11 protein-coding genes are annotated in these 14,473 nt (G+C 56.3%); 8 read left to right on the forward strand and 3 right to left on the reverse strand.

The window, feature by feature from the left end; translation table 11 throughout:
* Positions 1-18 precede the first annotated feature (18 nt).
* The 3 genes from H7U06_RS02250 to H7U06_RS02260 are packed head-to-tail and all read right to left on the reverse strand — an operon-like array spanning position 19 to position 3,590.
* Complete coding sequence (locus tag H7U06_RS02250) at positions 19-1,470, reverse strand: bifunctional 2-methylcitrate dehydratase/aconitate hydratase (RefSeq protein ID WP_175624596.1); 1,452 nt, start codon at positions 1,468-1,470, stop codon at positions 19-21.
* Between the two features lie 33 nt (positions 1,471-1,503).
* Positions 1,504-2,667, reverse strand: coding sequence for a 2-methylcitrate synthase (gene prpC / locus H7U06_RS02255; RefSeq protein WP_175624597.1), 1,164 nt, complete (start codon positions 2,665-2,667; stop codon positions 1,504-1,506).
* A 41-nt stretch (positions 2,668-2,708) separates the two neighbouring features.
* On the reverse strand, positions 2,709-3,590 hold the full coding sequence (locus H7U06_RS02260) for an oxaloacetate decarboxylase (RefSeq protein ID WP_175624598.1): 882 nt from the start codon (positions 3,588-3,590) through the stop codon (positions 2,709-2,711).
* Positions 3,591-3,825: 235 nt separating this feature from the next.
* On the opposite strand from H7U06_RS02260, the gene prpR reads away from it, so the two are divergent.
* From prpR to H7U06_RS02300, 8 genes are all read left to right on the forward strand, one after another.
* Positions 3,826-5,445 (forward strand): propionate catabolism operon regulatory protein PrpR, encoded by a 1,620-nt coding sequence (gene prpR, locus H7U06_RS02265; protein WP_175624599.1) that lies wholly within the window; start codon positions 3,826-3,828, stop codon positions 5,443-5,445.
* Between the two features lie 182 nt (positions 5,446-5,627).
* Complete coding sequence (locus H7U06_RS02270) at positions 5,628-6,134, forward strand: sigma-70 family RNA polymerase sigma factor (protein ID WP_175624600.1); 507 nt, start codon at positions 5,628-5,630, stop codon at positions 6,132-6,134.
* A gap of 10 nt (positions 6,135-6,144) precedes the next feature.
* Positions 6,145-7,107, forward strand: coding sequence for a FecR domain-containing protein (locus tag H7U06_RS02275; RefSeq protein WP_217703426.1), 963 nt, complete (start codon positions 6,145-6,147; stop codon positions 7,105-7,107).
* A gap of 157 nt (positions 7,108-7,264) precedes the next feature.
* A complete protein-coding gene (locus H7U06_RS02280) occupies positions 7,265-9,646 on the forward strand; it encodes a TonB-dependent receptor (protein ID WP_254873113.1) in 2,382 nt (793 codons plus the stop codon).
* 317 nt (positions 9,647-9,963) lie between these two features.
* Complete coding sequence (locus tag H7U06_RS02285) at positions 9,964-10,608, forward strand: nickel uptake transporter family protein (protein WP_175624603.1); 645 nt, start codon at positions 9,964-9,966, stop codon at positions 10,606-10,608.
* Positions 10,609-10,718: 110 nt separating this feature from the next.
* A complete protein-coding gene (locus H7U06_RS02290) occupies positions 10,719-11,342 on the forward strand; it encodes a hypothetical protein (protein ID WP_175624604.1) in 624 nt (207 codons plus the stop codon).
* Positions 11,342-12,520, forward strand: a complete 1,179-nt coding sequence (locus tag H7U06_RS02295; protein WP_175624605.1) for an efflux RND transporter periplasmic adaptor subunit — start codon at positions 11,342-11,344, stop codon at positions 12,518-12,520. The genes H7U06_RS02290 and H7U06_RS02295 overlap by 1 nt, the downstream gene beginning before the upstream one ends.
* Positions 12,514-14,466: a MacB family efflux pump subunit gene (locus H7U06_RS02300; RefSeq protein ID WP_175624606.1), complete on the forward strand. Its 1,953-nt coding sequence runs from the start codon at positions 12,514-12,516 to the stop codon at positions 14,464-14,466. Before H7U06_RS02295 ends, H7U06_RS02300 begins: the two co-directional genes overlap by 7 nt.
* Positions 14,467-14,473: the final 7 nt, after the last annotated feature.

The following is a 14,473-nucleotide window of genomic DNA, read 5'->3' on the forward strand; positions in this document are numbered from 1 at the left end:
CACAGTTTGCTGCATCCCTTAAATTACATACAGATCCACGTACTCATGGACAGGCATGGCTTCCAGTTTCTTTTGGTCGAGTGACACGTCGAGTATGCGTTGCTGTTGCTTGGCCGGGAACTGGCGCGCCAGGTTGATTTTGAACTTGGCTTCCAGCAGCGGTATGCCTTCCTTGCGCCGACGCGCATGGCCGACCGGATACTCGACCACGATTTCCTTGAGCTTCTTGCCATCCTTGAATTCGACCGTCAGCGCGTTCGCAATCGAGCGCTTCTTGGGATCGTGGTAATCCTCGGTGAAGGACGTGTCTTCGACGCAGACTATCTTGTCGCGCAAGGCATCGATGCGCTTGTCGGCGGCGACGTCGTCTTCGTAATCGGAGGCGGTGAGACGACCAAAGATCAATGGGACGGCGACCATGTACTGGATGCAGTGATCGCGATCTGCCGGATTATCCAGCGGTCCCTTTTTATCGATGATGCGTATGCAGGCTTCGTGCGTACGTATCGTGATTTTTTTGATGTCTTCAACTTTCTTGCCCAGCCTGCCCAGTTCAGTGTGCAGGGTCATCGCTGCTTCCACTGCGGTCTGTGAATGGAATTCAGCCGGGAACGAGATTTTAAACAACACGTTTTCCATCACATAGGATGCGTACTTGCGCTGGAACTTGAAGGGCTGGCCTTTGAACAATACGTCATAGAAGCCCCAGGTTTTGGCCGTCAATACCGATGGGTAACCCATCTCACCAGTTTTCGCGATCAGGGCCAGGCGTACCGCGCGGGAAGTCGCATCACCCGCAGCCCAGGATTTACGCGAACCGGTATTCGGTGCATGGCGGTAAGTGCGCAGCGATTGACCATCGACCCATGCCAGCGACACTGCATTCAGGATTTCATCCCGGCTCAGACCCAGCATCTCGGCCACCACGGCGGTGGAAGCAACCTTGACCAGTACCACGTGATCGAGGCCAACCTTGTTGAAGGAATTTTCCAGTGCGATGCAGCCCTGGATTTCATGGGCCTTGATCATGCCGGTCAGCACAGCCTTCATCGTCAGCGGCTTCTTGCCTGCGGCGACAGCTTCGCGTGAGAGCCAGTCGGCAGTGGCGAGGATGCCGCCGAGGTTGTCGGATGGATGTCCCCATTCCGCTGCCAGCCAGGTGTCATTGAAATCCAGCCAGCGGATCATCATGCCGATGTTGAACGCGGCTTGTACCGGATCGAGCTGGAATTGTGTGCCTGGCACCTTGGCACCATTCGGCACGACGGTGCCGGGAATGATGGGACCCATCAGTTTCTTGCAGGCTGGATATTCGAGTGCTTCCAGGCCGCAACCCAGCGTGTCGATCAGGCAATTGCGTGCGGTGTCGTAGGCGAGCCGGGAAGAGATCCGGTACTTGGTGACGTAATCGACGATATCGACCAGTACTTTGTCGTGTTTGGGACGGACGTTGGAGATATGGGCTGACATGGGCATCCTGTAATCGGTATGGTTGCGGGCGGCTTACTTGCGTTTGGCGAGCGGCACGAAGGCGAGGTCTTCCGGGCCGACGTAGTGCGCGGAAGGGCGGATGATTTTGTTGTCTATCCTTTGTTCGATGATGTGCGCGGCCCAGCCGGAGGTGCGCGCGATCACGAATAGCGGTGTGAACATGGCAGTGGGTACGCCCATCATGTGATACGAGACGGCGGAGAACCAGTCGAGGTTGGGGAACATCTTTTTGACATCCCACATCACTGTTTCCAGGCGCTCGGCGATGTCGTACATCTTCATCGAACCGGCATCCTTGGATAGGGTGCGCGCGACTTCCTTGATGACTTTGTTGCGCGGGTCGGAGATGGTGTAGACCGGATGGCCGAAGCCGATCACGACTTCCTTGTTGTCGACGCGGCGTTTGATATCGGCTTCTGCCTCGTCCGGATTTTCGTAACGCTTCTGGATTTCAAAAGCGAATTCATTCGCGCCGCCATGCTTGGGGCCGCGCAGTGCGCCGATGGCGCCAGTGATCGCAGAGTACATATCGGAGCCGGTACCGGCGATGACGCGACCGGTGAAAGTCGAGGCATTGAATTCATGTTCAGCGTACAGGATGAGCGAGGTGTGCATTGCCTTTTCCCATTTGGCAGATGGCTTTTCACCGTGCAGCAAATGCAAAAAGTGTGCACCTATCGAATCGTCGTCGGTTTCGACTTCTATCCGTTTGCCGTTATGGCTGTAGTGATACCAGTAGAGCAGGATGGAGCCTAGCGAAGCCATCAACCTGTCGGCGATGTCGCGTGCGCCGGGTGCATTGTGGTCATCCTTTTCCGGAATCACGCAGCCCAGCGCGGAGACGCCGGTACGCATCACGTCCATAGGATGCGAGGCGGCAGGCAGCCATTCCAGTGCTGCCTTGACGTTGGCGGGCAAGCCGCGCAATTCCTTCAGCTTGATCTTGTACGCTTTCAGTTCAGCGACGGTAGGCAGCTTGCCATGCACCAGCAGGTGGGCGATTTCTTCAAATTCGCAACTGTCAGCAATATCCAGAATGTCGTAACCACGATAGTGCAAGTCATTGCCGGTTTTGCCGACCGTACAGAGTGCGGTATTACCTGCAGTCACGCCTGAGAGTGCAACGGATTTCTTGGGTTTGAAGCCTGTAGCTGGTGTCTCCTGTGATGCGCTCATACCTGTCTCCTTATGGATGGTGTATTCGTGATCGGTTGTGCTTACTTGTCGGCGTATTTCTTTTCCAGTTGATCGAAATAAGGTTTGTTGACCAGACGCTGGCGTTCGCTGAACGGGGTAACCAGTGCCGGATCTTCATCGAGACGATGCGTGTCGCGCAGCACGGTGAGTGCTTGCTGCATGCCAGCCACCGCGCCTTGCAGGGCGGCATTCGCGTACAGCACGATGCCGTAGCCGAGATCGGCCAGTTCATCGGCGTTGAATATAGGTGTCTTGCCGCCTATGACCAGGTTCATCAGTTGCGGCTTATCCAGCAACTGCGGCAGCTTGCGGATTTCATCTGCGGTTTCGGTGGCTTCGACGAAGAGGATGTCGGCACCGGCTTCGCTGTAGCGTGCCGCGCGTTCGAGTGCATCGTCAAAGCCATGCACGCTGCGGGCGTCGGTGCGCGCCATGATCAGCATGCCAGCGTCGCTGCGCGCATCAACGGCGGCGTGTATCTTGCCGACCATCTCGGCGCAGGAAATCACTTCCTTGCCATTGAAATGGCCGCAGCGTTTGGGGCTGACCTGGTCTTCCAGTTGTACCGCGTCGGCACCGGCACGTTCCAGCGTGCGTATGGTGTGGCGTACATTCAGGGCATTGCCGAAGCCGGTGTCGGCATCGACGATGATGGGGATATCGACTGCGTCGCGGATGCGGGCAGTGTGGTCTGCCAGTTCATTCAGGCCGATGAAGCCCTGGTCCGGCATGCCGAAGTACATATTGGTTACACCAGCGCCGGTGATGTAGAGCGCTTCATAACCCAGGTCGGCGATGACACGTGCTGACAGCGCGTTGAATGCGCCGGGGACCAGCAAACCGCGTCGGGCATTCACTTTGTCACGTAACACTTGCTTGCTGCTGTTGGACTGACTGCTCATTGCATATCCTTTAGCCTGGGTGTTTCATGGAGTTCGCTGTGTACTGTATTTGCAATGCCTGTGCCATGCCGATGAGGTGGTTAATGCAACAGCTGTGGACATTTGGTGCTCAAAGGAAAGCGCTTGTAAATCAAGTGCTTGGGGGTGGAGGCGAGTTTCCAGCCGGATATGGGTTGGCCGCGCTGGAAGCAAAAGCCGTGTTACATTTGAAACGTTTGAAACGTGCGGGTGAAACATGAAACGTTCGACCTCTCCTTTCCGTGACGCAGCCGACAAGCCGGTTATCTGGACGGTTTCGATTTCGCGTTTGTTCGAGTTGTTTCGCGACATCACGCTGGAATTTGATGATCAGGCCGACATCGAGCCTATTCATCTGGGCTTTGAAGACGCGGTGCGACACATACGCGAACGACTGGCGACTGAGCGTTGCGATGCGGTGATTGCGGCGGGTTCGAACGGCGCATATCTGAAAAGTCGTCTCTCGGTGCCCGTCATCATCGCCAAAGCCAGCGGCTTCGATGTAATGCAGGCGCTGGCCCGGGCGCGCAAGATCACGCCGGATATCGGACTCGTCACCTACCAGGAAACTATGCCCGCACTGGCCGAGTTCCAGACGACCTTTGGCCTGCAGATCGCACAGCGCACCTATGTCACCGAAGAAGATGCGCGGGCGCAAATCAATGAATTGAAAACAGCAGGCGTGAAAGCCATCGTCGGCGCAGGTCTGATCACCGATCTGGCGGAAGAGGCAGGTTTGACCGGTGTGTTCGTCTATTCCTCCGCTTCCATCCGGCAGGCATTTGAAGATGCGCTGGAACTGGCGCGCCTGACGCAACTGGAAGCGACGCGCGGCCGTAGCTTCCCGGTGGCTGACACCTTGCGCGCCAAACATCACATCAAGGACTTGCGTGGTGAATCCGCCGCGATGGAAAGTGTGCGGCAATCGGTCACGCTGTTCGCGAAATCAGCCGCCACCGTATTGATCCAGGGCGAAACCGGCACTGGCAAGGAACTGGTCGCGCAAGCGATACACCGCGCCCATCCGCTGATGCAGGGCAAGACGCAGGCAGGCCATCCGTTTGTTGCGGTCAACTGTGGTGCACTGGCAGAGTCGCTGCTGGAATCTGAATTGTTCGGCTATGAAGAGGGCGCATTCACTGGTTCACGTCGCGGCGGCCGCGCTGGTCTGTTTGAAGCTGCGCATCGCGGCACCTTATTCCTCGATGAAATCGGCGAGATGCCTTTGTCTTTGCAGACGCGCTTGCTGCGTGTGCTGGAAGAGCGCGAAGTGGTGCGCGTAGGTGGTACCCGGCCGATACCCGTTAGTGTACGCATCATCAGTGCCACGCATTGCGACCTCGATGAGCGAGTCAGGCAAGGGCGATTCCGTGCGGATCTGTTTTATAGGCTGAGCGTATTGCGGCTCAGTTTGCCGCCCTTGCGCGAGCGCAGCGACGACGTGGCGGCACTGACGGAATGGTATTTAAAAAATGCACTGGCCGCGCTGGATGTCCGGTCACCCGCCAACCTGCAGGCCGAGATACTGACTTGCCTGCCTATGTTGACTGCTTACACATGGCCGGGCAATGTACGCGAACTGCGTAACCTGATGGAGCGACTGGCCTTGTTCCTGGCGGCGGCGCCGTTACAGGCATTGACACCAGCCTTCCTGAAAAGCATCGCGCCCGAGCTCAGCTATCTCGCAACACCGGCATTGCAGGCATTGCCGGTGGCCGAGGAAACATTGCAACAGGTGCTACAACGCTTTGATGGCAATCGTGAAGCGGCGGCAAATTATCTGGGCATCAGTCGCACGACCTTGTGGCGCAGGCTGCAGGCGGCCGGCGACGACTAATACCAGATGCATTAAGCCGCAGCGCTTACACATCCGGACGATATCTGCTGCCGCTTCATGTCGTTTCCCGACGACAGCAGGCTGTCCTTATTTGCATCTGACGTTTTCCCCATATACAATTGAGAATGATTCTTATCATCATTTGGTGGCGTGTTGCCCCGGTGCTGGTAGGGGAAAACGACATGTCTGCCACCGAAAACGCGCTAAACCACGAGATCAGCACGCTATACAGCAACCACCATGGCTGGTTGCAGGGATGGCTATGCAAGAAACTGGGTAACGCTTTTGATGCGGCCGACCTGGCGCAAGACACTTTCACCCGCATCCTCAGTTCGCGCGACATATCTGCCATCAAGGAGCCGCGTGCCTATCTGACCACCGTAGCCAAAGGTTTGGTGATCAACTGGTATCAGCGGCAAGCGCTGGAACGTGCCTACCTGGATGCTTTGGCATTGTTGCCGGAGCCGCAAGCGCCATCGGCCGAGCAGCGTTACATCATCCTCGAAACCCTGCACGAAATCGACGCCATGCTGGATGCATTGCCATCCAAAGTCCGGCGCGTATTCCTGCTCTCGCAGATAGAGGGTTTGAAGTACGAAGAAATCGCCGTACAAATCGACGCGTCACTGATTACCGTCAAACGTTATATGAAGCAAGCTTTCCTGCACTGTCTGGCATTCCATGAGTGAGGTGGCTGTCATGCGCAGACCGGAGGCGATAGATCCGCTCATCCTGGATGAAGCAGCGGACTGGCTGATGCTACTCGGCGCTGGTGCGACGGACGAAGAACGTCGTGCCTGTGAGCGCTGGAGCAAGCGCAGCCCCGAGCACACCCGTGCCTGGGCGCGTGCGCAATTGCTATTGAATAAACTGGGTGGCTTGCCGTCTGCACTGGCGATGCCTGCATTGACTCGTGAGCCAGCAGCGGGACGTCGTGCTGCAATTACAAGGCTGGCAGCCATACTTGCGCTGGCACCCGCAAGCTGGGGCATCTGGAAAGTGATAGCTGCGCAGGACTGGATAACGGATTGCCGTACCGCAGTCGGTGAACAGCGTGTCATGCATCTGGCGGATAACAGCGAAGTGACGCTGAATACGGCAACCGCTTTCAATGTTCATTTCAATTCCACGCAACGCAATATCAATTTGCGCAGCGGCGAAATCCTGATCCAGACGGCACGTGAAGCGACGGCTAACTATCGTCCGTTTAGTGTCAGCACTACGCAGGGGCTGATGGAAGCGCTCGGCACACGTTTCAGCGTGCGGGTGTATGACGAGACTACCCATTTAGCCGTGCTGGAAGGCGCGGTCAAAATCACACCGAATCAAAATGCGCTGCAACAGCAGGTGCTGCATGCAGGCCAGCAGGTGACATTTACCAAAAATGCGATAGGTGAAATTACCGCGGCAGACAATGTCGTCGTAGCGTGGACTGAGGGCATGCTGGTGGCAGACCGCATGCGGCTGGCTGATTTTGCCGCTGAACTGAGTCGCTACCGCAGCGGCATAGTCCACGTTGATCCGGCGGTTGCGCAAGTCCGGGTATCCGGTGCTTTCCCCCTGCGTGATACGGACAAGGCGCTGGCCATGCTGGTATCCACTTATCCGGTCGATGCGCAAACGCGCTTGCGCGGCCACTGGATCACTTTGGTAGCACGCTGAATAAATATTTTGCAGGTGCTGATACTTTTTTCTTTTTCAACTGGCAGAGAGATTGAAGAACACATTCTCTATCGTTGAAAAGGAATTCAATTTCATGTCATCTGCATGTCCGCGCCTTGTTGAGCGCCGTTTAAACCACGCTATCCGGATAGCGCTTATGAGTATGGCACTCGCCAGTGTTTCTGCCTTGATTCCAGTTGCACATGCGGCCGATACGCTGGACGCAGTTGCTGCTCGTCCATACAACCTGGCGTCCGGCCCATTGGGACGTAATTTGTCCAGCTTTGCCGCGCAAGCCGGTATCGCACTTTCGTTTGATCCCGCATTGACCGAAGGGCTGACGAGTCCGGCCTTGTCCGGCACATATTCCGGACGTGAAGGCTTACGCAAGCTGTTGAGTGGTAGTGGCCTGGAGTTGGTGCAGCGTACCGATGGCAGTTATACGCTGGGGAAAATAGCGACGGGTGCCAGTGCACCGCGTGAGAGCTCGACTTTGCCGGAAGTGCAGGTCACGGCAGTGCAAACAGCAACCACTGAAGGTACAGGTTCCTACACCACGGGTTCCGCCAGTACTGCCACGCGTCTGAATTTATCAATACGCGAAACGCCGCAATCGGTCAGCGTCATTACGCGTCAGCGCATGGATGACCAGGGTTTGTCGCAATTGTCTGATGTAGTAGCGCAGACGCCAGGCCTGGTGATTGCACAAAGCGGCAATGCCGGATCGGATTCGAGCCCTATCTATGCGCGCGGTTTTGCGGTGGAAAATTATCAGGTCGATGGCGTGGGGCAGGTTTTTTCCGGCTATAGCTCGGTATTCCAGAGCAATGACATGGCGCTCTATGACCGGGTGGAGGTGGTGCGTGGTGCGACCGGCCTGATGAATGGTGTGGGTTCACCCAGCGCAACGATTAACCTGATGCGCAAGCGTCCAACTGCACAATTCCAGGCTTCGGCAAAAGTGGAAGCAGGATCATGGAACTACTATCGGGCAGAAGCCGATATCTCGGCTCCGCTGAATGAAGCGCGTACCTTGCGCGGACGCGTAGTGGCGGCTTATCAGGAAAACGATTCCTATATAGATCGCCTGCACGAAAAGAAGGAAATCCTCTACGGCATACTCGAGGCTGATCTCAGCCCTTCGACCCTGGCCACTTTTGGTGTGACGCTGCAAAACCACGATGCCACCGGCCATTCGCGCAGTGGGCGTCCGGCTTATTTCGATGATGGCTCGCGTACCAGCTGGGCGCGTTCCGATTCCGCTGCCGCCTCGTGGGCTTATTCCAGGCGTCACAGCCAGGCCATCTTTGCCTCCATCGAGCATCAATTCGATAACGAATGGCTGGTCAAGGGAACCCTGAGCCAGGGTAAGGTTGATTACGATGAATTGCTGGGCTACATGGTGGTTGGCTTTCCGAATAAGGCAACTGGTGCCGGAGCTACTTTGTACGCCAGCCGCTGGGTCGGTAACCCGACGCAGAACAGCCTGGATCTGTACGCCAGCGGGCCGTTTAATTGGCTGGGTCGCAAACATGATTTGGTCATCGGTACGACAATCGCGCGTACGACGGTGGACGCGCCTACCTATGGCGGCTGGAATGTGTTGCCGGTTCCGAATGTCTATACCTGGGATGGGAATACGCCAGGCAATCCGAACACCAGCGTACAGGGCAGTTACCAGGACAAGGAAAGCATGAGCAGTGCGTACTCAACCGCACGCTTTAAACCTACCGATGCCTTGTCTGTCATAGTCGGTGCGCGTATTACCAACTGGGAGCGTGTGCAGTCGACCGTCAAAATCAGTCCCTATGAAAACAATAAGGTGACGCCTTATGCGGGGCTGGTGTACGACTTCAATAAGAACTGGTCTGGCTATGCCAGCTACACCGACATCTTCAAGCCGCAAAGCAATAAGACGCCTACCGGTGACTTTCTTGATCCATTGCTGGGTAAAAGTTATGAAATCGGTGCGAAAGGCGAATTTTTCGACAAGCGCCTGAACCTCGGGCTCGCCGTATTTAAAATCCAGCAAGACAATCTCGGCGTTTCCATTCCAGGCGTCTTTGCGCCGGATGGATCGCAAGCCTACCGCGCGGTTTCCGGTACTTCCACCCGTGGCTATGAAGTTGAGTTGGGTGGTGAGCTGGCGCGCAACTGGCAGGGCTCGATCGCTTATGCACGCAGCATGACTTCTGACCGTAACAACATGCCGCTCAATACCAATATCCCGCAAAACACCTTCAAGCTCTTCACGACTTATCGCCTGGCCGGTTTCGGCGATGGCCTGACGGTCGGTGGCGGTGTGCGTTGGCAAAGTGAGATTTACAGCGATAACCAGGGACCCGTTGGCAAAAGATCCCGTTTTACCCAGGAAGCATATTCGGTCGTCGATCTGATGGCGCGTTATCAGATTTCCAAACAATTGACGCTGACGGCCAATCTTTATAACGCTTTCGATAAATCGTATTACACCACGACCGGTGGAGCTTATTACGGTGCGCCGCGCAATCTGCGGGTGGGACTGGACATGCGCTTCTAAGCCTGGCGCGCATTTGCAGCATGCAGCACAGCCACCCGGAGTGCCAGATCGCACTTCGGGTGGCCCTTTTTTCAATCTCGTTGGTCATAGTAAGTAAGGAGTGGAGATTTTCCAGTCCTGTCTGATGGTGGATGTTTTGATGTGTATGTCCGGTTTTGCCTGTTTTCCACTGCTTTCGCTGCCAGTTTGTGGCGGCGGGCTGGGTTGCGGGCGCTTTTTGCTGCATGTTTTCGTTAACGCTTGCAAAGCCGGATAACAAGCGCGTAGCTGATTTTTCGCAAGGCTGTTTAATTTTTTATTACATAAAGGGTAATCACATGATCAAAAAAACACTCGTCACCATGTTGCTGTCATCGTTTGCTGTTGCGGCCAGTGCCCACCAGGTCTGGGTAGAGCGTGATGCTTCCGGCCCGGCCAAAGTCTATGTCGGCGATGTCGATGGTGAGCGCGATCACGGTGACGATGTCGCCAAGCTGGCAGCGACTACCCAGGTATTTGGCAAGGACAGCAAGCAGCTGGCCAAGCTCACTACCAAAAATGAATATCTGGAAGCAGCGGTAAGCGGTAGCGGCGATGTGCGCCTGATCGCTGACCAGGTCTGGAAGCCATGGAAAAACAAGGATGGCCAGATGCAAGCCGCCGTCTTCAATTCGCGTGCCGGTCGCACTGAAACCGCGGCTGTGCTGGATTTTGAATTGGTGCCGGTTAAAGCCAATGGCAATGTCTTCACATTGACCTTCAAAGGCGAGCCTGTTGCGAATAAAAAGGTCAGCGTCATCAATCCGGAACAATGGGTCAAGGGTTTCACCACCGACAAGGAAGGCCGCGTTCAGGTTCCGCTGCAAGGTAAGGGTCGTTACATCCTGATGAGCAACCATGAACAAAAGGGTGACCTCGAAGTCGCAGGCGACAAAGTACAAAAAATTTCGTACACGACGACCCTGAGTTTCGTTAACAAGTAAGTTGCAATAGTAGTGATATCCAGGGGCGCAGCATGCTGCGCCCCGATTAGTCTTGTGGTGACTGGTTTCTTTTCTCCCGACATGGTGCGGGATGTTTTTTACGAGGTTTTATGCGCATTTCCTTTTCTCCTTTTGCTTTGCTGGCCACCAGCTTGTTTCTGACCAGCGCTGCTGCGCATGCTGACTACGTCTGGCTGGAGCGCGATACGGCCGGTACCGCACATGCCTATATCGGTGAGTTTGAAGCGGTAAAAGGATCGCCAGCGAGCATCAGCGCAGCACGTGCTTTCATGGCCGATGGCAAGGACCTGCCATGGTCGGCAGAAGCCGAGCGCCTGAATATCGCTGCACCGGCGAACGGCGATTTGCGTCTGGCAGCGACGCGTATCGGTGAAAAGGGCGTGCTGAATTACTTCCAGGCCAAGAATGGGCGCAGCGAAACCAAAGCGGTTAATGATCTGGAGTTGGTGCCGACAGAAGCCAATGGCAATACCTTCAAGCTGGTATGGAAAGGCAATACCGTCGCAGCGTCGCAAGTCAACGTAGAGACTTCCGAAGGCTGGCACCGGGTACTGAAGCCGGGCAAGGACGGCACGGTGACGCTGAACGCAGTATTTCCTGCGCGCTACCTGCTGGAAGTGACAGCGCGGGTAAACGGTACCGTTACTTTGGATGGCAAAAAATATGATGACGTGCGTCACACAGCAACGCTGACATTTGAGGTCAAGAAATAATGAATACGCGCAAGAGCTTTACCCGCAAGCAAAAGACAGTGGGTCTGGTGGTGCTGGTCGCTGCGTTGGCAGCCATCGGTTTGTGGTCCGGTAATCGTGGTGACGCGCAGTACGAAGTCGCACCGGTAGCGCGCGGCAATATTGAAGCGACGGTGACGGCTATCGGTACGCTGCAGCCCATGAGTTCGGTTGATGTTGGTGCCCAGGTATCTGGCCAGGTATTGAAGCTACATGTGCAGCCCGGCGATGTCGTGAAGAAAGGCCAATTGCTGGCGGAGATCGATGCCAGCGTGTTGCAGGCGACGGTGGATGCTGGCCGCGCACAACAAACCGAGTTACAGGCGCAGCTGGCGGAACAAAAGGCGCAACATAAGCTGAGCGCGCAGCAGCACGAGCGCCAGCAACAAATGCACAAGGATGAATCGACCCGACTGGAAGATGTGCAGACGGCAGAAGCCAACCTGGCGGCTGCGGTGGCACGCATCGCCCAGACCCAGGCGCGCATTGTGCAGACCCAATCCAGCCTGAAGGCAGATGAAGCCCGCCTTGGTTACACGCGGATTTATGCGCCTATGGGTGGCACCGTCATCGGCATCGATGCAAAAGAAGGGCAGACCCTGAATGCAACTTATCAGACGCCGACACTGATGCGCATCGCTGATCTGTCGGAAATGACGGTATGGACCACAGTGTCGGAAGCAGATATCCGCCGTGTCAAAGCAGGCCAGGCGGCCTACTTCACGACGCTGGCGGGCGACCGTCGTCGCTGGAATGGACAAGTACGTCAGGTCTTGCCGGCACCTCCGGCTGCTCCGGCGACGCAAAGCAATCCTAACCAGACCCCGGTCAGCAAAGTGGTGCAGTACACCGTCTTGTTTGATGTGGATAACAAGGATGCCGAACTGCTGCCGCAAATGACCGCACAGGTTTCCTTCATCACGGCTTCGGCGCGTGATGTGCTGGTGGCGCCGCTGAACGCCTTGCAGGCGGTAGAGCACAAGCCGCAGATCTATACCGCGCGCATATTAGGCAGCGACGACAAACCGCAAACGCGAGAAGTGCGTACCGGTGTCAGCGACAGGCTGGCGGCGCAAGTGGTCGAAGGTTTGAAAGAAGGCGAGCAACTGATTACCGGTGAGGTCGTGGCGCAGACCAAGACACGGAGGTTTCAGTGGTAACAGACGCGCCGCTGATTGAGCTGCGGGAGATACGCAAGCAATACGGAGGAAATGGCGATGCACCGGCGGTAGAAGTACTGCATGGTTTATCGCTGAAGATATACGCCGGTGAGTTCGTGGCGATCGTCGGTGCATCGGGCTCCGGCAAGTCGACGCTGATGCATTTGCTGGGCTGTCTGGACCGGCCCAGCTCGGGCAGCTATCTGTTTAGCGGGCGCGATGTGGCGACGCTGGATAGTGATGAGCTGGCGTGGTTGCGTCGTGAAGCGTTTGGTTTCGTATTCCAGGGTTATCACCTGATAGCAACCGAGTCGGCACGCGAGAACGTCGAAGTACCTGCTATCTACGCCGGGATGCCGGAAGATGAGCGTGCCGCGCGCGCATCCGCACTGTTGACGCGTCTGGGCTTGAGCGACAAGCTGGATAACCGGCCGAGCCAGTTATCGGGTGGCCAGCAACAACGTGTCTCGATAGCGCGTGCGTTGATGAATGGTGGTCGCATCATCCTTGCCGATGAACCGACCGGAGCGCTGGACAGCAAGAGTGGCGCGGAAGTGATGGCGTTGCTGAATGAACTGGCTGATGCAGGACATACCATCATCCTGATTACACATGATCGCGATGTGGCGGACCAGGCACGACGCGTCATAGAAATACGTGATGGCGAAATCGTCGGCGATTCTGGCGTGTCGGCCATCAAACAAGCTTTGCCTGCACCGGATATGACACAAGCCGGACGCGACGCCGGTGCTTCATTCTGGGATGATTTGCGCGAAGCGGCGCGTACCGCATGGCGTGGTATGCGCATGAACCGCACGCGCACCGGCCTGACCCTGCTCGGCATCGTGATAGGTGTTGCTTCGGTGATCGTAATGCTGGCGGTAGGCGAAGGTGCCAAGCAACGCGTCATCGATGAGATGGGTTCGCTGGGTACCACCATCATGTACCTCGGGAGTGGTCATCCGTCGAATGGCGGGCCGCCGGGACGTCTGACGATAGAAGATCTGGATGCAGTAGCTGCACTGCCGGAAATTGGTCATGTCATGCCTATCATCGGTGATCCGGTTACCGTGCGTCGCGGTAATGTCGATCGCCAGGTTTACGCATTCGCCAGTGCTTATGTGATGCCTTTGGTGCATCGCTGGCGCGTCGGCAAGGGACGCTTCTTCACCCCCGAAGAAGATGAGCAGCTGGCTCCGGTCGTGGTCATCGGCCACAAGGCATGGAAAAACTTCTTCCCGGATGGCAGCGACCCACTTGGCAAGCAAATCCTGATCGTCGATGCACCGTTTGAAGTAATAGGCGTGATGGCTGAACGTGGCGCGGATTCAGGCTCGCAGGATTACGATGAAATGGTCTTCATCCCGTACAACTCCGGACGCATGCGCGTCTACGATGCGCGCGCCGAACCTGATTACACGGTGGTGGAAGCGGCATCGGAGGAATTGGTTGGGAAAGCGGAAGCCGCGATGAAAAAGCTGTTGATAGAACGGCGCGGGCGCGATGACTTCCGTATCGGTAACGCCGCAGCAAAATTGCAGGCAGCGGCACAAACCAGCAATGCGATGAAGATGATGCTGGGTCTGATCGCGGCCGTCTCGCTGATCGTTGGTGGCATAGGTGTGATGAATGTGATGCTGATGACGGTGCGCGAGCGCACCCGCGAAATCGGCATACGCATGGCGACCGGTGCGCGTGAGCGCGACATTCTGCGCCAGTTCCTGACGGAAGCGGTGCTGGTGTCGGTGGTCGGCGGCGTCATCGGCGTGGCCTCTGGCTTGTTTATAGGTGCGGCACTGTTGTTCTGGAATGTGGCAGTGATTTTTTCGCTGTCGGCCATCATCGGTGCCTTCGCCTGTGCAGTCGCGACCGGTTTGATTTTCGGCTATATGCCAGCGAAGAAAGCGGCCGGGCTGGATCCTGTGATCGCTTTGGCTTCTGAATAAGCGGACT

This window comes from Herminiimonas sp. Marseille-P9896, assembly GCF_903993245.1.
Classification (GTDB): domain Bacteria; phylum Pseudomonadota; class Gammaproteobacteria; order Burkholderiales; family Burkholderiaceae_D; genus Oxalicibacterium; species Oxalicibacterium contaminans.